This window comes from Methylocella silvestris, from assembly GCF_002891535.1.
Classification (GTDB): domain Bacteria; phylum Pseudomonadota; class Alphaproteobacteria; order Rhizobiales; family Beijerinckiaceae; genus Methylocapsa; species Methylocapsa silvestris_A.
Genome location: NZ_PDZR01000001.1, coordinates 507,973 through 529,141, shown reverse-complemented (window position 1 = coordinate 529,141; position 21,169 = coordinate 507,973). Strand labels below are relative to the sequence as shown.

Annotated in this window: 24 protein-coding genes; 17 read left to right on the top strand and 7 right to left on the bottom strand. The window is 63.2% G+C overall.

All coding sequences use genetic code 11. The features are described from left to right. Positions 1–8: 8 nt before the first annotated feature. From CR492_RS02500 to CR492_RS02420, 16 genes are all read left to right on the top strand, one after another. Positions 9–485, top strand: coding sequence for a hydrogenase maturation protease (locus CR492_RS02500; protein ID WP_102842100.1), 477 nt, complete (start codon positions 9–11; stop codon positions 483–485). Beyond that, positions 482–802, top strand: a complete 321-nt coding sequence (locus tag CR492_RS02495; protein WP_102842099.1) for a hypothetical protein — start codon at positions 482–484, stop codon at positions 800–802. Before CR492_RS02500 ends, CR492_RS02495 begins: the two co-directional genes overlap by 4 nt. 101 nt (positions 803–903) lie before the next feature. Continuing rightward, positions 904–1,917, top strand: coding sequence for a hypothetical protein (locus CR492_RS02490; protein WP_102842098.1), 1,014 nt, complete (start codon positions 904–906; stop codon positions 1,915–1,917). Positions 1,918–1,966: 49 nt separating this feature from the next. After that, positions 1,967–2,179, top strand: coding sequence for a hypothetical protein (locus CR492_RS02485; RefSeq protein WP_102842097.1), 213 nt, complete (start codon positions 1,967–1,969; stop codon positions 2,177–2,179). Positions 2,180–2,187: 8 nt separating this feature from the next. Continuing rightward, positions 2,188–2,412 carry a hypothetical protein gene (locus CR492_RS02480; RefSeq protein WP_102842096.1) on the top strand — a complete coding sequence of 75 codons (225 nt, stop codon included), beginning with the start codon at positions 2,188–2,190 and terminating at the stop codon, positions 2,410–2,412. Between the two features lies 1 nt (position 2,413). Beyond that, positions 2,414–3,283 (top strand): NifU family protein, encoded by an 870-nt coding sequence (locus CR492_RS02475; RefSeq protein WP_102842095.1) that lies wholly within the window; start codon positions 2,414–2,416, stop codon positions 3,281–3,283. Continuing rightward, complete coding sequence (locus tag CR492_RS02470) at positions 3,280–4,479, top strand: NHL repeat-containing protein (RefSeq protein ID WP_102842094.1); 1,200 nt, start codon at positions 3,280–3,282, stop codon at positions 4,477–4,479. Before CR492_RS02475 ends, CR492_RS02470 begins: the two co-directional genes overlap by 4 nt. Further along, positions 4,476–6,905 (top strand): carbamoyltransferase HypF, encoded by a 2,430-nt coding sequence (gene hypF / locus CR492_RS02465; RefSeq protein WP_102842093.1) that lies wholly within the window; start codon positions 4,476–4,478, stop codon positions 6,903–6,905. The genes CR492_RS02470 and hypF overlap by 4 nt, the downstream gene beginning before the upstream one ends. 3 nt (positions 6,906–6,908) lie before the next feature. Further along, on the top strand, positions 6,909–7,190 hold the full coding sequence (locus CR492_RS02460) for a HypC/HybG/HupF family hydrogenase formation chaperone (RefSeq protein ID WP_102842092.1): 282 nt from the start codon (positions 6,909–6,911) through the stop codon (positions 7,188–7,190). 65 nt (positions 7,191–7,255) lie between these two features. Beyond that, complete coding sequence (gene hypD / locus CR492_RS02455) at positions 7,256–8,413, top strand: hydrogenase formation protein HypD (protein WP_102842091.1); 1,158 nt, start codon at positions 7,256–7,258, stop codon at positions 8,411–8,413. Further along, positions 8,410–9,477 carry a hydrogenase expression/formation protein HypE gene (hypE, locus tag CR492_RS02450; RefSeq protein WP_102842090.1) on the top strand — a complete coding sequence of 356 codons (1,068 nt, stop codon included), beginning with the start codon at positions 8,410–8,412 and terminating at the stop codon, positions 9,475–9,477. Before hypD ends, hypE begins: the two co-directional genes overlap by 4 nt. A 19-nt stretch (positions 9,478–9,496) precedes the next feature. Beyond that, on the top strand, positions 9,497–9,835 hold the full coding sequence (locus CR492_RS02445; RefSeq protein ID WP_102842089.1) for a hydrogenase maturation nickel metallochaperone HypA: 339 nt from the start codon (positions 9,497–9,499) through the stop codon (positions 9,833–9,835). Then, the gene (hypB, locus tag CR492_RS02440) at positions 9,835–10,794 is read left to right on the top strand and encodes a hydrogenase nickel incorporation protein HypB (RefSeq protein ID WP_102842088.1); all 960 of its coding nucleotides are present in this window, start codon (positions 9,835–9,837) and stop codon (positions 10,792–10,794) included. The genes CR492_RS02445 and hypB overlap by 1 nt, the downstream gene beginning before the upstream one ends. A 56-nt stretch (positions 10,795–10,850) precedes the next feature. Beyond that, complete coding sequence (locus CR492_RS02435; protein ID WP_102842087.1) at positions 10,851–11,450, top strand: HupE/UreJ family protein; 600 nt, start codon at positions 10,851–10,853, stop codon at positions 11,448–11,450. A 193-nt stretch (positions 11,451–11,643) separates the two neighbouring features. Then, complete coding sequence (locus tag CR492_RS02430) at positions 11,644–11,835, top strand: hypothetical protein (RefSeq protein ID WP_102842086.1); 192 nt, start codon at positions 11,644–11,646, stop codon at positions 11,833–11,835. A gap of 691 nt (positions 11,836–12,526) precedes the next feature. After that, positions 12,527–13,171 carry a Crp/Fnr family transcriptional regulator gene (locus tag CR492_RS02420; protein ID WP_245411928.1) on the top strand — a complete coding sequence of 215 codons (645 nt, stop codon included), beginning with the start codon at positions 12,527–12,529 and terminating at the stop codon, positions 13,169–13,171. Positions 13,172–13,988: 817 nt separating this feature from the next. Here CR492_RS02420 and CR492_RS02410 read toward each other — a convergent pair. Then, positions 13,989–14,405, bottom strand: a complete 417-nt coding sequence (locus CR492_RS02410) for a hypothetical protein (RefSeq protein WP_146030145.1) — start codon at positions 14,403–14,405, stop codon at positions 13,989–13,991. A 272-nt stretch (positions 14,406–14,677) separates the two neighbouring features. Between CR492_RS02410 and folE the strand changes: the two genes are divergently transcribed. Continuing rightward, a complete protein-coding gene (folE, locus tag CR492_RS02405; RefSeq protein WP_102842082.1) occupies positions 14,678–15,250 on the top strand; it encodes a GTP cyclohydrolase I FolE in 573 nt (190 codons plus the stop codon). Between the two features lie 6 nt (positions 15,251–15,256). Here folE and CR492_RS02400 read toward each other — a convergent pair whose 3' ends face one another. From CR492_RS02400 to CR492_RS02375, 6 genes are all read right to left on the bottom strand, one after another. After that, positions 15,257–15,784, bottom strand: a complete 528-nt coding sequence (locus CR492_RS02400; protein ID WP_102842081.1) for a chromate transporter — start codon at positions 15,782–15,784, stop codon at positions 15,257–15,259. A gap of 7 nt (positions 15,785–15,791) precedes the next feature. Continuing rightward, a complete protein-coding gene (locus CR492_RS02395) occupies positions 15,792–16,388 on the bottom strand; it encodes a chromate transporter (protein ID WP_102842080.1) in 597 nt (198 codons plus the stop codon). Further along, positions 16,385–17,224 (bottom strand): hypothetical protein, encoded by an 840-nt coding sequence (locus CR492_RS02390; RefSeq protein ID WP_102842079.1) that lies wholly within the window; start codon positions 17,222–17,224, stop codon positions 16,385–16,387. Before CR492_RS02390 ends, CR492_RS02395 begins: the two co-directional genes overlap by 4 nt. A gap of 447 nt (positions 17,225–17,671) precedes the next feature. After that, positions 17,672–18,088 carry a c-type cytochrome gene (locus tag CR492_RS02385; RefSeq protein WP_102842078.1) on the bottom strand — a complete coding sequence of 139 codons (417 nt, stop codon included), beginning with the start codon at positions 18,086–18,088 and terminating at the stop codon, positions 17,672–17,674. Positions 18,089–18,106: 18 nt separating this feature from the next. Further along, positions 18,107–20,155 (bottom strand): pyrroloquinoline quinone-dependent dehydrogenase, encoded by a 2,049-nt coding sequence (locus CR492_RS02380; protein WP_102842077.1) that lies wholly within the window; start codon positions 20,153–20,155, stop codon positions 18,107–18,109. Positions 20,156–20,224: 69 nt separating this feature from the next. Continuing rightward, on the bottom strand, positions 20,225–21,148 hold the full coding sequence (locus tag CR492_RS02375; protein WP_102842076.1) for a transporter: 924 nt from the start codon (positions 21,146–21,148) through the stop codon (positions 20,225–20,227). Between the last annotated feature and the right edge of the window lie 21 nt (positions 21,149–21,169).

The window sequence follows — 21,169 nt, the reverse complement described above, 5'->3', positions numbered from 1 at the left end:
GTCGTGCGATGATCGCCGTCATTGGCTGCGGCAACGCCAACCGGCGCGATGACGGCGTCGGCCCCGAGGTCATTCATGCGCTGCGCGCGCGTGGATTGGAAAGCGCCGGGGTAAAACTGTTCGATGCCGGCACAGACGGCATGGCGGTCATGTTCGCTGCGCGCGGATGCGCCGCCCTGATCATCATCGACGCTGCGAATTCTGGCGGCGAGCCCGGCGCGCTTTACGAGGTTCCGGGGTATGAACTCGAACGGCCCTATAGCCCTGGCCTCAACCTGCATGATTTTCGCTGGGACGCAGCGCTTCACGCCGGCCGGCAAATCTTCCGCGACGCGTTTCCGCACGACGTCGCGGTCTTTCTGATCGAGGCGCAAGAGCTTGGTTTCGGGATCGGCTTGTCGCCTGCGGTTGCGGCCGCGGCCAACAAGGTCTCGCAACGTATTGAGACGTTGATCGGCGCGCGCGCGGAGAAATATCAGACATGAGCGACCCGCCCGGCGTTGTGCAGTTGAGGCGCGGCGGCCTCTATCTGTCATCGGCGATGTGCGCGGAATTTTACCCCGGCCTTGAGACGGTGATCCTGCTTCGCCGCGACCACGATCTGCTCATTCTGCCTGTGCGCCATGCGGCAGCGGGCGGCTATCTGTTGAAGCTTCGTAACAGCGCCGGCGACCGCGTGGTTTTCGCGCCAGATTTCTTTCAAGAGCACGGATTTGAGGATCACCTTGCGGGCGAGTTCGCGGCGGACTGGGACGCGGCGCTAGCGGGCTTGATCGTCAGGGGCGCGTTTGCTGTAAACTAAGTTTCTAGTTTGTAATAGATGTAGACGGGCGTGCCAAAGCAGATTAGCATTCCAGCCAATCAAATTAGCTGCATCGAAAACGCAGCCGGGAGGATGCCGAATTGAACGGCGATCGCATCGACGATGAGTTGCGAGCAGCTTTCGCTGCGGCCGAGGATGGCGCCGCAAGCCCGGCCGAACGCGCCGAAATGCTGATGGAGATCGCGATGGGCCTCCAGCAGCGACCCAAAACACCGCAACAGATCGCCGCCGCGATTGAACTTTACGATCGTGCGCTGGCGCTGGCTCCCAAGAGCGAGCCTCTGCTTTTCGCACGCATCACCGCGCGCAAAGGAACCGCGCTGCTCGCCGCTCCGGGCGATGGCGCCGAGGCGCTCGTCGCCGCCCGGGCGGCCTTCGAGACGGCCATTCCTCATTTCATCGATTTGGGCCGCGCCGAGGAATTGGCCGAGGCCGAAATGAATCTCGGCGTCGCCATCCAAAATCTCGCCAGCCTGCACAAAGCGCGCATCACCGACGCGATTTCGGCTTATCAGCGCGCGCTCCGCACCTTCGACAAAATCCGCTTCCCCAAGGAGTTCGCGATCCTGCAGAACAATCTGGCGACCGCCTTCCTGTCGATGCCATTCACCGACTCCCGCGCCAAAATGCGCGAGGCGCTCGCCGTGCAGGCCTTCGAGGAAGGCTTGCGGATCGTCAACATCATCGATCATCCGGCGGAATACGCCATGCTGCAGAACAATCTCGGCAATGCGTTGCAATATGCGTCTTCGAGCCACACGATTGAGAATAATCTGCGCGCGCTTGACGCCTATGATGAAGCGCTGAAGGTGCGCACCCGCGATGCCATGCCGCTCGAATACGCCAACACCATCGCCAACAAGGCGAATTGCCTGTGGAACCTCCCTGACGATCTCGAAAAAGCCGATGCCGGCAACCGCGCCAACATGATGCTGGCGCAGGATTGCTATCGCGAGGCCCGGGCAATTTTCAGCCGCGGCGGCGAAATGGAAAAGGCGCGCATCGTCGGAGAGGCCTACGATCAGATCGGCCGCGAGCTGCTGTCGCTTGCCTCCACCTGCGACGCCGACAGCCAGCAAAGGACCGCATCGTGACGATTGCGTCCTCGATTTATCACTACAGACATGGCAAGGAGACCAACATATGACGCCAGTGGTTCTGACGGCGGGAAGCTTTACGCTCGCGCTGGTCGTCGGTCTGATTGCGTCTTGCATCGGCGGCGCGCTTGGCGGGATTGCGACCGGCGGGGCCGCGCTCGGCAATGAGCTGGCGGCCATGATGGGCAGTTTCTACGGGCCGCTCGGCGCCGTCGCGGGCCTCGTTGTCGCCCTCGTCGTCCTCGCTCTCATCGGTTGAGGCGCCACATGCTGGAAATGGCCAAAAGCTCAATCGTCCTGTTCTTCCGCGGCAAGCTCTTTTCTGAGCCGTCCAAAGTCTACCGCCAGATGGCGAAAGGGGCCGCGGCGACGGCGATCATCCTCATAGCGCTCGCCAAGATCGGCCTGCCTGTGGCGGTCGCCGCCGGCTTCGCCGGTCTCATCGGCGGGGCGCTGCAGCCCTATCTGTTCAAAGATTTGCGGTATCGCTGAGATGAACGCGGTCGACATCATTGCAACAAAGCGCGACGATCTTGCTGGCTTTGCCGGCGATATCGAGCGGCTTGAAACAATTTTTTCGACCTGGGATGCGACGCAACGTGGCGCGGTAGAGGCTTATCGCCGCGCCGTCGAAGATCTGAACGGCGAGGCGCTGCGCCGCCTTGTACGCATCCTGAAACAGGAGCCGGCCGCGCTCGCCGCGATGAAACAGGCGGCGACCGACGAAATTGTCTACGCAGTGCTGCGCCGCCACAACATCCTGAAGCCGAGCCTCAGCGAACGGGTCGAAGCGGCGCTTGAGGGCGTCAGGCCAATGCTCGCCGCGCATGGCGGCGACGTCGAACTGGTGAGCGTCCGCCCGCCTGCCATCGAGGTGCGTTTCGTCGGCGCCTGCGACGGCTGTCCGGCCTCATCGATGACTTTCCACGCGGGTGTCAAAAAAGCCGTCGCGGAGGCCTGTCCCGAGATCACCGACATTCTTCAGGTCAAGGGCGTGAGCCATGCCGGCGCTGGAAACGTCCATTTCATCAGCCCCTTCGCGCATGGCGCAGCCGATGGCTGGCGCTTCGTGTGTCGCATCGATGAGATCCCGCAAGGCGGCGTCAGCGCCATCACGATCGATGGGCGGGATGTGATCCTTTCGCGTCAGGGTGCGGCATTGTCCTGCTTTGAGAACGCCTGCGCCCATCTTGGCCTGCCGTTGGACGGCGGCGAAATCGCCCATGGCGTCATCACCTGCCCCTACCACGGCTTCCAATATGATCTCTCCAGCGGCGAATGCCTGACCGCGCCGGAAGTGGCGCTGCAGCCGCACGCCGTTCGCGTCGTCGGCCATTGCGTCGAGGTGAGGCTGTCGTCATGACCCACCTCTCGCTCGCGCCCGACTATCGCCGCAACCCGCAGCAGCCGCCTGCTGGCCGGCCGGCGCCCATGCTCGATCCGGCAGGCGCGCGCGTGGTCCTTGGCGACTACGTGCGCCCCGACGGCCTGCCGATCGAGGTCGCGCCCACGCCGAGCACCCTGTTCGGACCGCGCGGCCTCTGCCTCACGCCCGCTGATGGGCCATTGTTCGTCGCCGATACCGGCCACCACCGATTGATGATCTGGCGCAATGCGCCGGAAGACGACAATGCGCCCGCCGATTTTCTGATCGGCCAATCCGATTTCTTCAGCGAGGGACGCAACGCGCGCGGGGACGTAGGCGCGGCAACGCTGAACATGCCCACCGGCCTTTCGACCGACGGAGAGACGCTCGTGCTTGCCGACGCCTGGAATCATCGCGTGCTGATCTGGCGCGCCCTGCCCGAGCGCTCGAACCAGCCCGCCGATCTCGTGCTGGGTCAAGCCGACTTCTCCGGCGGCCTCGCCAATCGCGGCCGGCCTGACGCTGCCGCCGACACGCTGAACTGGTGCTATGGCGTCACCCTGGCGGATGGCCGCCTGTTCGTCGCCGACACCGGCAATCGCCGGGTGCTGGTGTGGAACGCCCTGCCGGAACGCAATGGCCAGCCGGCCGATCTTGTGCTCGGCCAGACAAATACGACGACTCGCGACGACAACGCGTCCGGCGCCGGCGGGGCGGTCGGCATGCGCTGGCCGCACAGCATCGCCGCAGCGAATGGCCAGATCCTCGTCGCCGACGCCGGCAACAACCGCATCATGGTCTGGAATGCGATGCCCAACGCCGACGGTGCGCCATGCAGTTTCGTGGTCGGGCAGCAGACATTCGAGACCATAGATCGCAATCGCGCCGGCTATATTCCAAATGATCGCGCGCTCAACATGCCCTACGGGCTTGTTGTCAACGATGGCGCCCTTTATTGCGCCGACACCGCCAATTCGCGGCTCCTCGCCTATCCGCTTGGCGCCCTTAAGATGGACGCCGCAGCCGCGGGATTAGCGGGGCAGCCCGGCTTTTCCGACGAAGGCGACAATCGCTGGCGCTTCGCCGCGCGCGACAGCATCTGCTGGCCCTTCGCGCTCGCCGCGCGCGGGGGCACGCTGGCCGTCGCCGACACCGGCAACAATCGCGTGCTGCTCTGGGAGACGGCGCCATGAACACGCCGCTGCGGACGCCCTTCGCCGAGCCGATCCAGACGGTGGAGATCAGGGTGCGCGGCCGCGTGCAGGGCGTCGGCTTGCGGCCGGCGATCTGGCGCATCGCGCACGCCATCGGTCTCGATGGCGAGACGCTCAACGACGGGGAAGGCGTGCTGATCCGGGCGCGGGGCGCGGCGGCGCAAATCTCCGCGCTGATCGATGATATGCGCGCCGCGCCGCCGCCGCTCGCCGAAATCGCCTCCATCGACATACGCGACTATCATGGCGACGTCAGGCCGGGGTTCGTAATCTTGCAAAGCGGGTGCGGCGGCGCACGCACGGAGGTCTCGCCTGACGCCGCGATTTGCGTGGCCTGCGCGGCGGAAATTTTCGATCCCTTCGTCCGCCGTTTCCGCTATCCCTTTACCAATTGCACGCATTGCGGGCCGCGCCTCAGCATCGTCCGCAGCGTTCCCTATGATCGCGCCACGACTGCCATGGCGCCCTTCCCCTTGTGCGAGGCCTGCGGCGCCGAATATCGCGATCCCTCCGACCGGCGCTTCCACGCCGAGGCGACCGCCTGCCATGTCTGCGGACCGCGGGCGAAGCTGATCCGCTTCGATGGCCGCGCCTTTTCGTTCGAGCAGCATTCGATGCTCGATGATGTCGACGCAGCGCTAAGCCTCATCCAGAAAGGCGAGATTGTCGCGATCAAGGCGCTCGGCGGCTACCAGCTCGCCTGCGACGCAACCAACGCCCAGGCGATCGCAACGCTGCGCCAACGCAAGGGGCGTGACAGGAAGCCCTTTGCGCTGATGGCGCGCGACCTTGAGGTCATCCGTCGCTACGCGACAGTCGGCGATGATGAAGCAGCCGCGCTGGCGAGCCGAGAAGCGCCGATCGTGCTGCTCGCCGCCGACGGAAGGGAAAGACTGCCCGATCAAATCGCGCCGGGTCTTGCCACGCTCGGCTTCATGCTGCCGTCGACGCCGCTGCATCTCCTGTTGCTTCGCCGCATGACGCGGCCGGTCGTCATGACGAGCGGCAATCTCTCCGATGAGCCGCAGGTCACAGGCGATACGGAGGCCGTGCAGAAGCTTTCCACCATCGCCTCCTATGCGCTGATCCACAACCGCGAGATTGCCAATCGCATCGACGATTCCGTCGTGCGCCGCATGGGCGGCAAGCTCCGCGTGCTGCGTCGCGCCCGCGGCTATGCGCCAGCTTCGATCGCCTTGCCGGACGGTTTCGAGGGGTCGCCCGAGATCCTCGCCTATGGCGGCGAATTGAAATCAACCTTCTGCCTTGTCAAGGACGGACGCGCCGTTCTTTCACAGCATCAGGGCGATCTCGAAGACGCTTTGACCTATGACGACTACCGCAAAAACCTCACGCTCTACCGGGAGCTTTTCGACCACCGGCCGACGGGTCTCGCCGCCGATCTGCATCCTGACTATCTCTCGTCCAAACTCGCGCGGACGACAGCAAAAAGCGACGGACTTCCGCTGATCGAGATCCAGCACCATCACGCCCACGCCGCCGCCTGCCTTGCGGAGAATGGCCGCCCGCTTGACGCGGCGCCTGTGCTCGCCATCGTGCTCGACGGCCTCGGCTATGGCGCGGACGGGGCGATCTGGGGCGGCGAGTTTTTGCTGGCCGACTACCGCGGCTTCGAACGGGTGGGAACCTTCAAGCCGGTCGCCATGCCGGGAGGAGCGCAGGCGGCGCGCGAGCCATGGCGCAATCTCTACGCCCATCTCATGGCGGAGATGGGCTGGTCGGCGTTCGCCATGAATTTTGCCAAGCTCGACGTCTTTGCGGCGCTGTCGGCCAAGCCGCTGGCGACGGTCGAAGCGATGCTGAAGGCCTCGGTCAATTCTCCCAAGGCGTCATCTTGCGGGCGCCTGTTCGACGCGGTCGCAGCCAGCGTCGGCCTGTGCTTCGACCGCCAGGCCTATGAGGGCGAAGCGGCGGCGCGCCTCGAGGCAATCGTGTCGTCGAAGACGCTGGCTGAGGAAGGCGAAGAGCTCGCCTATCCGCTATCGATCCCCACCCTCAAAAGCTCCGCCCTGGCCTATATCGAGCCGCTCGCCATGTGGAGCGCGTTGCTTGGCGACCTCATCTTGAGGACGCCAGCGCCAGTCATCGCGGCGCGCTTCCACAAGGGCCTCGCCAGATCGATCGCCGCAATGGCGCTGAAACTGGCCCGCCGCGGCGACGCTGACGACTGCCCGTCGCGCTTCGACACCGTCGCGCTGTCGGGCGGCTGCTTCCAAAACAAAGTGCTGTTCGAGCAGGTTGTTAGCCGTCTTCAGGCGCTGGATTTCGAGGTTCTGACCCACTCCCGCACGCCCGCCAATGACGGCGGCGTCGCGCTCGGCCAGGCGGCCATCGCTTGCGCCCATCTCATCGACGCCGGCGCTGGCCGGCGGAAAGCGAGCTGACCCATGTGCCTTGGCATTCCCGGACGGATCGTCAAGATCGACGATCCTTTGAAGAAACTGGCGACGGTCGACGTCAGCGGCGTCAGACGCCAGATCAACATCGCCTGTATCGTCGACGACAACCATTCGATCGATGATTGCGTCGGCGATTGGGTGCTCGTGCATGTCGGCTTCGCCATGAGCCGCATCGACGAGCGTGAAGCGGCGGAAACGCTGAAAATCCTCGCCGAGCTTGGCGAGGCGCAATCCGAGATCGAGGCCATGCGGCTCTCAGCCGCGCAATAGCAAAGCCGCGCGAACACATTGCTCGCCGCCGCGCGCGGCTTCGCCGCGCAGAAGGGACCAGCGCAATGAAATACGCCGACGAATTCCGCGACCGCGAGAAAGCGGCGACTTTAATCCTGGAAATCGACAGGCTCGCCGCCACGATAGAGATCGCCAAAACACGGCCGATCAACATTATGGAAGTCTGTGGCGGACATACTCATTCGATCTTCCGCTATGGGCTCGAAGGCATGCTGCCCGGCGCCATCGAACTGGTGCATGGGCCGGGCTGCCCCGTCTGCGTCCTGCCGATGGGCCGCGTCGACGACTGCGTGTCCATCGCCGAGCGGTCCGAGGTCATCTTCGCCACTTTCGGCGACGCCATGCGCGTGCCCGGCTCGAAGAAAAGCCTGCAACAGGCCAAGGCGGGAGGCGCCGATGTGCGCATGGTGTATTCGCCGCTGGACGCGCTCGCCCTCGCCCGCAAAAACCCTGGACGTGAAGTGGTCTTCTTCGGCCTCGGCTTCGAGACCACCATGCCGTCCACCGCGCTGACGGTGTTGCAGGCGGAAGCCGACGGCGTCGAGAATTTTTCGGTGTTCTGCAACCACATCACGATCGTGCCGACGATGAAGGCGATTCTCGATAGCCCCGAGCTCAACCTCGACGGCTTCCTCGGACCCGGCCACGTCTCGATGGTGATCGGCGCCGCGCCCTATCAATTCATCGCCGACGTCTACAAGCGGCCGATGGTGATCGCCGGCTTCGAGCCGCTCGACGTGCTGCAATCGATCTGGATGGTGCTGAAGCAGATCAAGGAGGGCCGCGCCGAGATCGAGAATCAATATGCGCGCGTCGCTCCCGCGGCGGGCAATGCGGCGGCGCTGAACGCCGTCGGCAAAGTCTACGAGCTGCGCGAATTCTTCGAATGGCGCGGCCTCGGCTCCATCGATCATTCCGGCGTGAAAATGCGCGACGAATATGCCCGTTTCGACGCCGAGCGGAAATTCGCCATTCCCAATGTCAAGATCGCCGATCCCAAATCGTGCCAATGCGGCGATGTGCTGAAGGGCGTCATCAAGCCATGGCAGTGCAGGGTCTTCGGCGCCGCCTGCACGCCGGAGACGCCGCTTGGCGCGCTGATGGTGTCGTCCGAGGGCGCATGCGCCGCCTATTACCAATATGGCGGCGTCAGGCGCCATGCGTCCAATGAGGCAACGCAGCGACTGGCCACAGCATCATGAACATGCATCCCATCCCGCCGCCGCGCGCGCTGGGGCGCGTTTTCGTGCCGATGGTGACGCTCGCGCACGGCGGCGGCGGCAAGGCGATGAAGGATCTGATCGACGACGTCTTCATCAGCGCCTTCGCCAATGCGGCGCCGCAAACTCTTGAAGATCAGGCGCGGTTCGACCTTGCGGGCCTCGCCGCGCATGGCGACCGGCTGGCTTTCACCACCGACAGTTTTGTCGTCGATCCGCTGTTCTTCCCGGGCGGCGACATCGGCAAGCTCGCGGTCTGCGGCACGATCAACGATCTTGCCGTCGGCGGCGCGAAGCCTCTCTATCTCTCCTGCGCCGTGGTCATCGAGGAAGGCACTGAGGTGGAGCTGCTGCGTCGCATCGCGCAATCCATGGCGTATGCGGCGCGTGAGGCGGGCGTCGCCATCGTCACCGGCGACACCAAGGTGGTGCAGCGCGGCGCCTGCGACAAGATCTTCATCACCACGACCGGCATTGGCGTGATCGCGCCCGGCGTCGACCTTGGCGTCGATCGGGTGAGGCCCGGCGACGGAATATTGGTCAATGGCCTGCTCGGCGACCATGGCGCCGCCATCCTCTGCGCGCGCGGCGACCTCGCGCTGGAGACAGCGATCGAAAGCGACTGCGCCGCGCTGCACGGCTTGATCGCGGCGCTGCTGCGCGCCGCGCCGGGCGCGCGCTGCATCCGCGACGCGACGCGCGGCGGCCTCGCCACGGTGCTCAATGAAATCGCCGACGCCTCCGGCGTCTCGATCGAGATCGAGGAAGCGCTGACGCCGCTGCGCGAGGAGGTGCGCGGTTTCTGCGAAATCCTTGGCCTCGACCCGCTCTATCTCGCCAATGAGGGCAAGATCGTCATCGCCGTGCCGCGAGACGAGATCGCCGCGGCGCTGGCTGCGCTCGGCGCGCATCCGCTCGGCGAGGGCTCCGCGCTGATCGGCTATGCCGGCTGCGGCGAGCCGGGGCGCGTGACCATGCAGACCGTGTTCGGCGGGCGGCGCATCGTCGACATGCTGGTCGGCGAACAGCTGCCGCGAATCTGTTGAGGGGCTCAGGGAAACGCCCATGCATGAACTCGGCATCACCCGCAACATCGTCTCGATCGTCGAAGAGGCGGCGAAGGGCCGCCGCGTCACGCGCGTCACGCTGGACGTCGGCCGCCTTTCTGGCGTCACGCCCGAGGCGATCCTGTTCTGCTTCGACATCGTCGCGAGGGGAACGCTGCTCGACGGCGCGAAACTCGACATCAACAGCATCGAAGGCCGCGGCCGCTGCCGATCGTGCGGCGAAGCCTTCGAAACAAGGACGCTTTTCGAGGCCTGCGGCTGCGGCTCGCGCTCGATCGAGCGGCTTGCCGGCGAGGAGTTGAAGATAAGAAACATGGAAATCGAGGAGGCGGCCTGATGTGCGGAACCTGCGGCTGCGGCGCGAAGACGCAAGCGACGATCCTCAATCTCGAGACCGGGGCGGAAACGACATTGGACGGCCATGTCCGTTCGCACACGCAAGACGATGGCTCAGCGCGCCAGCATGAGCATAGCCCTCCTCATGCGCATCCACACGACCATGGCGCCGACCATGTCCATGCGCGCCATCACGATCATGATCACCTGCACGATCACGATCACCTGCACGATCATGAGCATGGCGACCACGATCATCAACATGATCACCGTCATGACCATGACGACGGCCATGCCCGCTCTTCGGTGATCGAACTCGAAGCACAGATCCTCGCCAAGAACGATGCGCTCGCCGCCAAAAATCGGGGCTGGTTTCTGGGCCGCGAAATTCTGGCGCTAAACCTTGTCTCCTCGCCGGGCGCGGGCAAGACGACGCTCTTGGAGCGCACCATCCGCGACCTCAAAAACAAGATTCCGATCTCGGTCATCGAGGGCGATCAGGCGACCTCGAGAGACGGCGAGCGCATCCGCGCGGCGGGCGCCGCCGCCGTTCAGATTAACACCGGCGCCGGCTGCCACCTCGAAGCCGACATGGTTGAAAAGGGTCTCGCCGAACTGAAGCCGCCCTTCGGCTCGATGGTGATGATCGAGAATGTCGGCAATCTTGTCTGCCCGGCGCTGTTCGATCTTGGCGAAAGCGCCAAGGTGGTGATCCTCTCGGTCACCGAAGGCGACGACAAGCCGCTGAAATATCCGCATATGTTCAAAGCTGCCGAGATCATGATCGTCAACAAGGTCGATCTCCTGCCTCATGTCGATTTCGACGTCGGCGCGGCGATCGGCAATGCGATGAAGGTCAATCCGGCCATTCTGGCGCTGCGCGTTTCGGCCAGGACCGGCGAAGGAATGGACGACTGGTACGACTGGCTCGATCATCGCATGCTTCAGTCTCGGCTTTGAATGCTCGCGGAGCCCGGCTCCCGGTCGGGCGTCAGGATTTTTGGAGGACAGGACACATGAAATCGACTCTCAGATTGACGCTTCTGGCGCTCGCCGTCGCCGGACTTCCAATCAGCGCAGACGCCCATGTCGGAATCGGCGACACGCACGGCTTCATGCATGGGTTCGCCCATCCGATCGGCGGCCTCGACCATGTCCTTGCGATGGTCGCCGTGGGCATGTTCGCGGCCTATCTCGGCGGACGCGCGCTTTGGCTGACGCCTGCCGCCTTCGTTCTGATGATGGGCGTGGGCGGCGCGCTCGGCCTCGCCGGAGTGGCGTTGCCCTTCGTCGAAATCGGCATCGCCGCCTCCGTCATCGTGCTGGGGCTTGCCGTCGCCCTGCAATGGAGCTTGCCGACCGTCGCCGCGATGGCGCTTGTCGGCTTTTTCGCAATTTTTCACGGCCACGCCCATGGCGCGGAAATGCCCGCTGACGCATCCGGGCTCGACTATGCGCTGGGCTTCATGCTGGCCACGGCGTTGCTTCATGTCGCCGGCATCGGCATCGGGCTCGGCGTCGGCCGGATCGGCGCGCAAACATCCCGCCTCGCCTTTCGGGCCAGCGGCGGCCTGATGGCGCTGGCCGGAGTCGGCCTCCTGACCGGCTATCTCTGAGCCCTGCAAACTGCGCCACATGGCGGAACGGAACGCTCCGCCATGTTCCACGGCGCGGGCGATGGAATCAGACGATTGAAATTGGTCTTCCCCTGCTTGCGCGAGCGGGGGACGGTGGGCATTCATGGTCCGTCGCGCTATATGAGGGCGCGCCGTGTTGCCGGCCGCCTCAAAAATTGAGCAAGGTACAACCATGGAAATCGTCGCCACCCTCGCTGAGATTGACCAACGCATCGCCGACATAAGGGAGAATATCCGCGTGCTCACCGAGCAGGCGGCGGCGTTTTCCGGCGCGGCCGACGAGGATCGTGCGGCGGAGAGAATCGCCGAGCAGGAGGCGCTGCTTGCCGAACTCTTGAAACATCGCGAAACCCTGACGCATTAGAGCGCTTTCCGATCACATGGAAACATGTGATCGACAAGAAATCGCTCCATATCAATAAGTTGGAGCATGTCCTTATCGTCTGGATGTTTCCATCTGAACGGGACATGCTCGCGCCGCCTAATCGGCCTTCCACGATTAGTCCTGCGGTCTATTCGCGACGCTTCCGGTTTCCCCGCGAGGTAGCGCGCGGCGCGCCTTGGCGCGCGGAAGCAATGAACAGCCTGTCCGGCGCGCGATCGTCTCCTCGGTCGACGCCGGATAATTCCAGCCTCATGCATTTCAGCCCGCTTTGAGCACGTTGGCGATCACGGGAGCGCGCCGCTCGGCTCGAGTTTTTTCCTCTGCTCATTGAGCGCAAGCGCAGCGACGCCCCGGCGAGAGTCTCCGTCAACAGGGCTGAAGCCTCTTCGCGAGACTTCTCAGCCAAAGCCGCTCGGCAATCTGCCGCATGCAAGGCTTGGTCTGGGCCGCTCTGTCGGCTAGCCGACCGACAGGCCAAAAACCATCAGATAGGGCTTATGCTCCTTTGGTGCTATCTTCGAATGATCGTCGGCAGCTGGACACAGGAAGCCGACGGCTGAGAGACACTTTCGCGCTCCCCGCCATGCTTTGCGGAGAGCGCTCTTTGTCAGCATTTTCGGATTCGCCGAATCACTTTCTGTCGTCGCTATCTGAGAGCGACCGCGCGCTCTTGGCGCCGCATCTGCGGCCGATGGAATTGGCTCAAGGCGCCATCCTGTTCAGCGCAGAGGATCAGATCAGCCGCATTTATTTCCCCGAGAGCGGCGTCGTTTCGATCGTCGTTGGGCTCAGCACCGGCCAGTTCATCGAAGCCGGCATGTTTGGCAGAAACAGCGTGATCGGCGCCGGGGCGTTAACGAATGGCCCCACCGCCATTAATCAGGCGATCGGGCAGGTTTCGGGCCGCGGCATTGTCGGCGAAACGACGGCGTTGAAGCGCCTCGTCGAGACAAGCGAAACGATGCGCCCTTTGATCGCCAAATATGAGCAAAGCACGGTGGCGCAAATCCAGCAGGTGGGGGCCTGCAACGCCGCGCATACGCTGGAGGAGCGCCTCAGCCGATGGCTCCTGCAAGTGCGTGACCTGATCCAGAGCGACGATCTGCCTTTGACGCAGGAATTCCTGTCCCAGGTGCTCGCGGTGCAACGCAGCAGCGTCACGCTTATCGCCCGCTCGCTGCAGGAGGCCGGCTTTATCACCTATCGCCGTGGCCGAATTCACATCGTCGATGGTGGCGCGCTGAGCGAAAACGGCTGCGAATGCTATGGCGCGATCAACGCGCATTTCCATCGCCTGATCGGATGGAAGCCGTAAGCGGGCAACCATTTGCCGCGCGTATTCCATCGCGCCATACATGACGCCCGGATCCGATGCCATGCGAGTCGACGTCCGGACCGGAAGAAGCCAGGCTTTCGCCTGGCTTCCATCCGTGCAATTGCGGGCCGACGTCGGGAGCCCCCCGCTCACCCGGAGCGCATCTGCCTCGGACGCTACGCTCCCCAGATATCCCTTCTGGTCGATTGATAAATACGCGTATTTTTCATCTTGCGATAGTGCTGTGTCGGGTACCCGACACAATTATTTGTAGCCGGCGCGCGGCGAGCGGGCCGATCTGCAGCATTTGCACGCGTGGGAAAGAACCAAGGGCTCCCCGATCGGCAGGATCCTCAGAACGGCCCGCACAGATCGCCTCGCGATGAAAATCCATGCCTCTGCGACCGGATCTGCCGATCGACACGCCGCCGGTCGGAGGCCGGGAAGATCGATCCGCAGAAATTGGCGCGACGAATATCAAACGATCCAGTTTAATTGCACACAATCTTTCCAAATCATTAACATTGTGATGCCGGGTCATGGAATTACGCGTGACAATGCGCCGCGTATCCGCTAATGAGCCTCACGCTAAACGCGCGCGCTGTTCTGTCTATCGGCGCAATGTCCAAGTCCTGGGAGGACGCCGATTGCATGCTTGCGCCGCTCCGCGGCGCTTCTCATGACGCGGCTGTCTTCGGACGGCGCGATATGCAGGCAAAGCGCGCAAGAGGATTTAAGGGTAGAAGCCGGACGAGGGCGGGAATGCCATGCATTCTCGCCCTTTTCTGTGGCGGCTTTTCCGTTTCTTTCGCGGCTCTTATTTCGGCGTCGCCGTAGCATCGGGCTGGACGGGCGGCGCGGCCGGCGCGCCGGCGGGAGACGCGCCAAGCGGTTGCGTCGGCGCGCCCCGCCGATTCAGCGCCCCGACGTTGTCGTACATTTCGATGCAGGTCAAAATTTCGACGTAGCTCGGCATCGGCGAAATGCCCTGAGCGATGCAGGTCGAGCGCGTCTCCGGCTTATATTTCGACCAATCGCGTTGCAGCTGGGCAAAAGCGTCGTTTTCATCCTGCATGCATCCTTTGAAGGCAAGCTTGGCGTCGCCGCCGCCGCCAAAATCACCGGCTTCCTTGCAGGATCGCGCGACATCGAGCTTCGGCGCCCCCTCGGCCATCGCGTGGCCGGCAGATAAAGAGAGCAACGCCAAAGCCAGCGTTGCAGACAGGCGTTTCATGCAAATCTCCTGCGCGTTCGATTCGCGCGGGGCGAGCCTTGCGCGACCGACGCGCAATCTCCGAAACCTTCCGGCGCGGGCGCAATCTGGACTGACGCCTCGCGTTCTGCAAGCCGCTGCTGGCGGTCGCAACCGTCGCCCGCGGCGGGCCCCTGTCCCGAGCCCGCTCTTTTGTCGACGCTTTCGGCTCATACGGGCAATCTCCCCTTTCGCATCAGGGCGCGGCGCAGCATAAAGACCGACGCCGGTCTGGCTGCAACGGAGAAACAGGAATGGCGAAACCGACCGAGGCCGAAGCCGAAGCCGCCGTGAGAGTGCTGATTGAATGGGCGGGCGATGATCCGGACCGTGAGGGGCTGCTCGACACCCCGCGGCGGGTCGCGCGCTCCTATCGCGAATTATTCTCAGGCTATGTCGCCGACCCGCGCGCCTATCTCGAACGGACATTCGAGGAGGTTGGCGGCTATGACGAACTGGTCGTGTTGCGCGATATTCGAGTCGTCAGCTTCTGCGAGCATCACATGCTGCCGGTGCTTGGCCGCGCGCATGTCGGCTATCTGCCGACCAACAAGGTCGTCGGCATTTCCAAGCTGGCCCGCGTCGTTCATGGCTTTGCGCGGCGCTTGCAAATTCAGGAAAAGCTGACCGCCGAGATCGCCGACGCCATTCAGGATATTCTGGAGCCGCAGGGCGTTGGCGTCGTCATCGAGGCCGAACACAGCTGCATGTCGCTGCGGGGCGTCAATACGATCGGCGCGAGCCTGATCACCAGCCGTCTCCTCGGCGTTATCCGCGACGATCCCCGCACGCGCGAAGAATTTCTGCGGCTTACGCGGGGGACATGAGGGTCTTCAACGCAGGGCGGCGAGGCCGATAAGACCGCCGGCAAGAATGAACAGCGATGGATTGACCCGCTTGGCAAAGGCGACGCCCAGGAAAACGCCGACAGCGAGCGCGAGCGTCGCCCAGTCATTAATCGCCGTGCGCGCGATGGCGATGACGCCGGCGATCATCAGCCCCACCACCAGCGGCGCCATGCCGTCCTGAAGCGCGCGCCGCCACGGGGAGCCCTCGAAATGGTCCCAGAGCCGGGATCCAATGAAGGAGATGAGGCCCGCCGGCACGAAGAAGCCAAAAAAAGCGAGGAAGGCGCCCAGAAAGCCGGTGACGTGATAGCCGATGACGATGACCATGAGCATATTCGGCCCCGGCGCCATCTGGCCAAGGCCATAAATATCGCGGAACTGATCGTCGTTCAGCCAATGATGGGTCTCGACCACCAGCGTCTTCATTTCCGGCAGCACGGCCGAGCCGCCGCCGACCGCCAGCACGGACAACAGCGCGAAAACGCCGAATACGCCGAGATTTTGATCCTGCATGCGGCTGCTACTCCGGCGGCTGCGCGCCGACGCCGCCAGGTCGCGGCCGGTAGATCAGAACGGCGAGCGGGCCGACCGTCAACAGGACGATCACGAGCGAGATGTGGAAGAAGCTCACCATGGTGACGGTGACAAGGATGATGGCGAGGTCGATCGGCGCCGCCAGCTGCTTGCGCCCGATCTGAAAGGTCACCGCGCTCAGCATGCCGACCGCAGCGGCGCCGACGCCGATCAGCCCCGCATTGACGTAGGGATTTTCGGCGTTCGACGCATAGAGCACGCCGAGCGCCATCACCAGCGCGGCGCCAGGCGCCGTCATGCCAATAAAGGCGAGCGCGGCGCCGGGCGGACCGCGCAGCCGGTCGCCGACGATGACGCTCATATTGGTGGCGTTGAGCCCCGGCAGAGCCTGCGCGATCTCCAGCGCCGACAGAAACTGCTCCTCATCGAGCCAGCCGCGCCCGATCACCAGCACATTGCGCAGATAGGCGACGACGCCGCCGCCAAAGCTCGTGGCGCCAATGACGAGAAAGGCCCAAAATATCTCGGGCAGGGAAGCCCGCGGCGCCGCGCCGGAGCGGTCAGCCTCGCGCACTTTCGTCATTCGCGCCCGCATGCTTCTTTATGGCCAAGGCCATAGACGACAGCAGTCTTGGTCGCGCCAAGCGCGACCCAGTCCGGGGCCCGAAGCTGCGCATCCTTGAAGAAATCTTCCGAACGGGCCTTCGCTTTTATATGGAGGGCGTCATAACTGTCGAACTTCACCTGAAACGCGAACTCGCCGATCAGCGATGTTTCCGTGGCGCGGTTACGCCAGATCGCGATCGTGGCCTTGGCTTCGAGGCCATGGCCAAAGTCGAAGGATCCGACATTGACCTGCACCTCCTGCACGGGAAGGTTGTTGACGAGGGAAACCTTCGCGCTTCCGGAGGCGGCGGTCAGGCGGCCGATGCAGGGGAACACCGCCGCGATGTGCTCCAGCCCCTGATTCATCTCGAGTGCGGGAGTCATCAGCACGCAATTATGCGAATAGAGGCTGCGCATGCCGCCGATCTGATCCTTCAGCGGCAGGACCTCTTCCTTGAATTTGATGACGGCATTGGCTTCCATATACGGGGTCACGTCGACCTCCGCGGCTGTCTTCATGTCAGCGTGGCGGAACTTGAACGTGAGTTCATGATCGGGATCGGGCCAGCCGTCGGTGTAGAAAGTGCGCTTTCGCAGGATGAACGCGTTCCGATAGAGGTCGCAAGTCTCGGTATCGTAGAACAGCACTTCGCGCACATGGCGATGGAAGGCGTCCTTGTTCGTGGCGACGCCGACTTTGTGGAGGTCGGCGACCGCGCAAAGCTTCTGCCAATAAATTTCGAACTGGGTCGGATTGAAGAAGCGCTCCGGCCGCAGGAGAATCTTGTATTCGCGATAGTGAATGTCGTCCATTTCGGCTGCCCTGGGGAAAAGCCTCTTTCCTGCATGCTATGGCTTGCGAAAAGGCAAATGGCAACAGATGCGCAAGACTTCGCGCCCTGACGCATGGCGGCAGGCCACTGGATGGTTTGGCGCGCCTGCAGGCTGAGGTTGCGCGGCCGGACCATCGCCGGCCGGCATCAGCCGCAAGAGAAGGAAGGGCGCACCGTCCCGACGCTTGTCCAAATAGTATCGCCGCGCGCGGCCTTGCCAGAATAAAAAAAGGAGCATGACGCTCGGGGAAGAGCGGCATGCTCCAGTTGGGGCTGATCGGGCATGCGGTCCGACCAACGGAGGAAGGCGAATGCGGGTCTCTCCCTCGGAATGCATCCGAAGAGTCCAAGATCCCGCGCCGATAAAAGACTGAGGCGGTTGACCTACTGCCCCAGCTTTCGATTGTCTCAGGCCTGTTGCGTTTCTTTATTTGCGGCCGTCGGCCTGTTGCGCCGGGGCGCCGTCCGTCTTCATCGGAAGCGGCTTCAGCGTGCCCATATATTTGATGTAAGCGACGAGATCCCAGATCTCGTCCGGCGTGAACACGCCGCCCCAGGGGGGCATCGGCGTCGCGCCGCGGCCTCCCTCGGTGATGGTGGCGAACACATAATCGGGCTCAAGTCCCTTTCGGCCGATAAACAGCGGCGGCTCCTGACCATGGCAGAAGGACGCGCAGCTTGCCTCGAAAGACTCTTTTCCGCGCGCAATTCTGGCAGGATCGGCGAAGTCTATATCCTCCGCCGTCTGTGGAGCCAGTGCTCCAGGCGGAGGACTGCCTCCGGCCGAGAGCGGAGCGGCGCCAAGCATCAGCAGGAAGACCGCCCCGATTAAACGTTCATTCATTCCGCGTATCCATTTTCATCAGAGGCTCGCGCCCTTTTTCGGCGTGGCCGAATCGCTGCCAATTTCCACTCCGACCAGACGCGCAGGAAGACCAGCGCCGCCGATCGGCACGACGAGAAACTGCTTTCCGCCCGCCGCATAGGTCATGATGTTGCCGAACGCCGCGCCCGGCAGCTTGAGCTCGCCGAGCAACTCACCGGTCTTCGGGTCATGGGCGTAAAGATAGGGCTCCGCCTCATCGACCGTCGCCTGGGTCACCAGCGCGTTGCCACGCGACGACAGGCCGATAACGCTGTTCGTCCCTTCAGGCGCAACAAACAAGGCCTGATCGGTCAGGAGGATATGGCTCTGGCGCGGCACGCCGACGCGGCCGAGGTTCAAATCCTTGATCGCCGGATTGTCGACCGGGCCTCGGCCCGCCGGGATCTTCCAAAGCTGCTTGCCGGTGTTCATGTCATAGGCCGTGATCGTCGAGAAGGGAGGTTTGAAGAGCGGCAACCCCTGCGGGCCGCCGACGCCCGACCACGTGCCAGTGTACTCGTAAACGCCGGCGACTTCCTTCTTCAGCTTGATGCCGAAGGGGATTGTGAAGGAGGGCACATAGAGGATGTTGCTGTCTGGATTATGCGCCGAGCCGACCCAGCTCGCGCCGCCGAGAACGCCGGGCGTTTCGAGAGTGCCCGATATATCGATCGACGGCGGCGTGAAGAGAGGCCCCGTATTATAGCGCGAGAAAATCTTCTTGGCCTGCTCTTTCAGGATAGGCGTCAGATCGAGAAGATCGTCTTCGGTCGAACCCTGTTGCACGTAGGGCAGCGGCCAGGTCGGGAAGGGTTGCGTCGGCGATGAGTGTTCGCCGGGAACCTGAGACTGCGGGACGGGGCGCTCCTCGATCGGCCAGATCGGCTTCCCGTTCGTGCGGTCGAACGCATAGATGAAACCCTGCTTGGTCGTCTGAACGGCGGCCTTGATCTTCTTTCCGTCGACCGTGAGGTTCATCAGATTTGGCGCGGTCGGCAAATCATAGTCCCAGAGGCCGTGATGAACGATCTGGAAATGCCAGGCCTTCGCCCCCGTCTTGGCGTTGAGCGCAACGAGAGAATCGCCGTAGAGCCCGTCGCCCTTGCGCCAGCCGCCGAAGAAATCATTGTCCGGCGTCGAGAGCGGCAGATACACGAGGCCGAGCTCCTCGTCGCAGCTTGGGCGGGCCCACATATTCATGCTTCCCGCGATCTTCCATGAGTCGTTCTCCCACGTCTCGTTGCCGGGCTCGCCCTCCTGCGGCGGGGCATGGAAATCCCAGGACTGCTTGCCCGTCTTGGCGTCGAAGCCGCGCACGTCGCCCGGCGGATGAAACTTCATCGGAGGACGGCCAACCGCGAAGGAATCCAGCACCGCGAAGGGCGGGATCACCTGCCCGGCGCAGATCATCGGCGCGGAGGTCACCGTCACCAGCGACCGGTCGATGGGGCGGCGCAGTCCTTTCGTCAAATCGACGCGGCCGTGATCGCCCCAGCTCTCGATCGGCTTGCCGGTCTTTGCGTCCAGCGCGATCAGAAACGCATCTGCGGTTCCGACAAAAATGCGCTTGTCGTCGCCATTCGCCCAATAAGCAACGCCCCTGTTGATGAAACCGAGATTTGGCGCCGTTCCGTCGACATAAGCTTTCGGATCATAGGTCCAAAGCGTTTTCCCGCTGGCGCCGTCGATCGCCGAGACGATGCTGAGCGGCGATGAGGCGTAAAGAATCCCGTCAATGGCGATCGGGGTCGATTCATTGACCCAGGTGCGCAGTTCCGGGTTCGCCTCGGGAATTTCATTGCCGGGAAGGTCGATGGTCCAGGCGACCTTCAGCTTTTTGAGCGCTTCAAGCGTGACGCTTTTGGCCGGCGCGTAATTCGACGCCGCCTTGTCGGACATATATTCCGGCCAGTCCCCTGACCCGGCGCGCGCCGCCGTCGCCATGCCAAGGCCGGCCAGCAGGCCAGCGCCCGCCGCAATAAATCTCTGCGGCTTTTGACGGCCGAAGACCTTCCGCGCCCCTTTCGATTTCGATAGTTTTGTCATCGACGTTTCCCCTTTTCGGATTGATCGTTTCTTAAAAGACGCGGGCGGCTCGGTGCTCGACGACGGCTGTCACCACACGTAAGCGAGTTTAAAGTAGCCGGCGTTAGTCATGGTGACGCTTGTCCCCTGGACCGAATGCGAGTAGCGCACCGTCAGCGACATCGTCGGCGAGAATTTGAACATCACGCCGGCGCCGAGGGCAGTCTCGTTGCTGTGCGGCGCGGTGATCAGCCCGCTCTCAACCTGATAGGCGCTGCTCTGCGTCTGCCAGTCGAGGGCGAGAAACGGCTCGAAAATTGTGGCGTTGACCCAGCCGAGGCGCACGTTGAAATGGTACGTCGTCCCTGGCACGGCCTCCGGGGACCCGTTCGGCAGATACTGATTCGAGCGCGTGACGACGCCGAGGTTTCCGGTGAGGCTGGCGATCGGCCATTGCGCGTCAAAAAAGATGCTCGCGTAATTGGCCCAATAGCCGTTTGTGACGTCCTTCATGCCGACCGGCACCTGCAAAAAGTTCTGCACGCCGAGCGTCGAGTTAGGGGTCGGCTTGAACCACATGGCGGGTCCGGTCAACGTATCGCCAATGCCTCGGACGCCGCTGCCGGTGCCCGGGCCGGTCACGCCGACCTCCGGCGTGATCACTTCATAAGCGAAGCCGATGTCATTGATGTTCGGGAAGCACCAGAAGTAGACATATTTTGAGAGGCCGACGAACTGATTCTGTCCACTTCCCGGAACCGAGTTGCCGGATTTGTCAAAGGCGCGGTTTCCTGTGTTGTTCTCGCCATATTGGACAAACACGTTGAACGGCTTGAAGTTGACCGGCAGATCATATTCATGCGGCCCGATGACCGCAAACGTGATGTTGTCGGCGAGCGCCGGCGATGCGCCGAGCCCTACCGCGAAGGCCGCAGCGAGCAGCGCCGAGGTCCCGCTTGACACCTTGTTATGAGCTCCGTCATCACCCAGACCCTGGTATGATTTTTCCGACATTTCCCCTCTCCCTCTTTGACG

Bases quoted from the DNA above. Each gene is read 5' to 3' on its own strand.
- hypD (WP_102842091.1), top strand. From the start codon at position 7,256: ATGAAATACGCCGACGAATTCCGCGACCGCGAGAAAGCGGCGACTTTA.
- CR492_RS02380 (WP_102842077.1), bottom strand. From the start codon at position 20,155: ATGACAAAACTATCGAAATCGAAAGGGGCGCGGAAGGTCTTCGGCCGT.
- CR492_RS02430 (WP_102842086.1), top strand. From the start codon at position 11,644: ATGGAAATCGTCGCCACCCTCGCTGAGATTGACCAACGCATCGCCGAC.
- CR492_RS02375 (WP_102842076.1), bottom strand. From the start codon at position 21,148: ATGTCGGAAAAATCATACCAGGGTCTGGGTGATGACGGAGCTCATAAC.
- CR492_RS02445 (WP_102842089.1), top strand. From the start codon at position 9,497: ATGCATGAACTCGGCATCACCCGCAACATCGTCTCGATCGTCGAAGAG.
- CR492_RS02435 (WP_102842087.1), top strand. From the start codon at position 10,851: ATGAAATCGACTCTCAGATTGACGCTTCTGGCGCTCGCCGTCGCCGGA.
- hypF (WP_102842093.1), top strand. From the start codon at position 4,476: ATGAACACGCCGCTGCGGACGCCCTTCGCCGAGCCGATCCAGACGGTG.
- CR492_RS02470 (WP_102842094.1), top strand. From the start codon at position 3,280: ATGACCCACCTCTCGCTCGCGCCCGACTATCGCCGCAACCCGCAGCAG.
- CR492_RS02485 (WP_102842097.1), top strand. From the start codon at position 1,967: ATGACGCCAGTGGTTCTGACGGCGGGAAGCTTTACGCTCGCGCTGGTC.
- CR492_RS02475 (WP_102842095.1), top strand. From the start codon at position 2,414: ATGAACGCGGTCGACATCATTGCAACAAAGCGCGACGATCTTGCTGGC.
- CR492_RS02410 (WP_146030145.1), bottom strand. From the start codon at position 14,405: ATGAAACGCCTGTCTGCAACGCTGGCTTTGGCGTTGCTCTCTTTATCT.
- CR492_RS02500 (WP_102842100.1), top strand. From the start codon at position 9: ATGATCGCCGTCATTGGCTGCGGCAACGCCAACCGGCGCGATGACGGC.
- CR492_RS02385 (WP_102842078.1), bottom strand. From the start codon at position 18,088: ATGAATGAACGTTTAATCGGGGCGGTCTTCCTGCTGATGCTTGGCGCC.
- CR492_RS02395 (WP_102842080.1), bottom strand. From the start codon at position 16,388: ATGACGAAAGTGCGCGAGGCTGACCGCTCCGGCGCGGCGCCGCGGGCT.
- hypB (WP_102842088.1), top strand. From the start codon at position 9,835: ATGTGCGGAACCTGCGGCTGCGGCGCGAAGACGCAAGCGACGATCCTC.
- CR492_RS02460 (WP_102842092.1), top strand. From the start codon at position 6,909: ATGTGCCTTGGCATTCCCGGACGGATCGTCAAGATCGACGATCCTTTG.
- CR492_RS02495 (WP_102842099.1), top strand. From the start codon at position 482: ATGAGCGACCCGCCCGGCGTTGTGCAGTTGAGGCGCGGCGGCCTCTAT.
- CR492_RS02390 (WP_102842079.1), bottom strand. From the start codon at position 17,224: ATGGACGACATTCACTATCGCGAATACAAGATTCTCCTGCGGCCGGAG.
- CR492_RS02400 (WP_102842081.1), bottom strand. From the start codon at position 15,784: ATGCAGGATCAAAATCTCGGCGTATTCGGCGTTTTCGCGCTGTTGTCC.
- hypE (WP_102842090.1), top strand. From the start codon at position 8,410: ATGAACATGCATCCCATCCCGCCGCCGCGCGCGCTGGGGCGCGTTTTC.
- folE (WP_102842082.1), top strand. From the start codon at position 14,678: ATGGCGAAACCGACCGAGGCCGAAGCCGAAGCCGCCGTGAGAGTGCTG.
- CR492_RS02480 (WP_102842096.1), top strand. From the start codon at position 2,188: ATGCTGGAAATGGCCAAAAGCTCAATCGTCCTGTTCTTCCGCGGCAAG.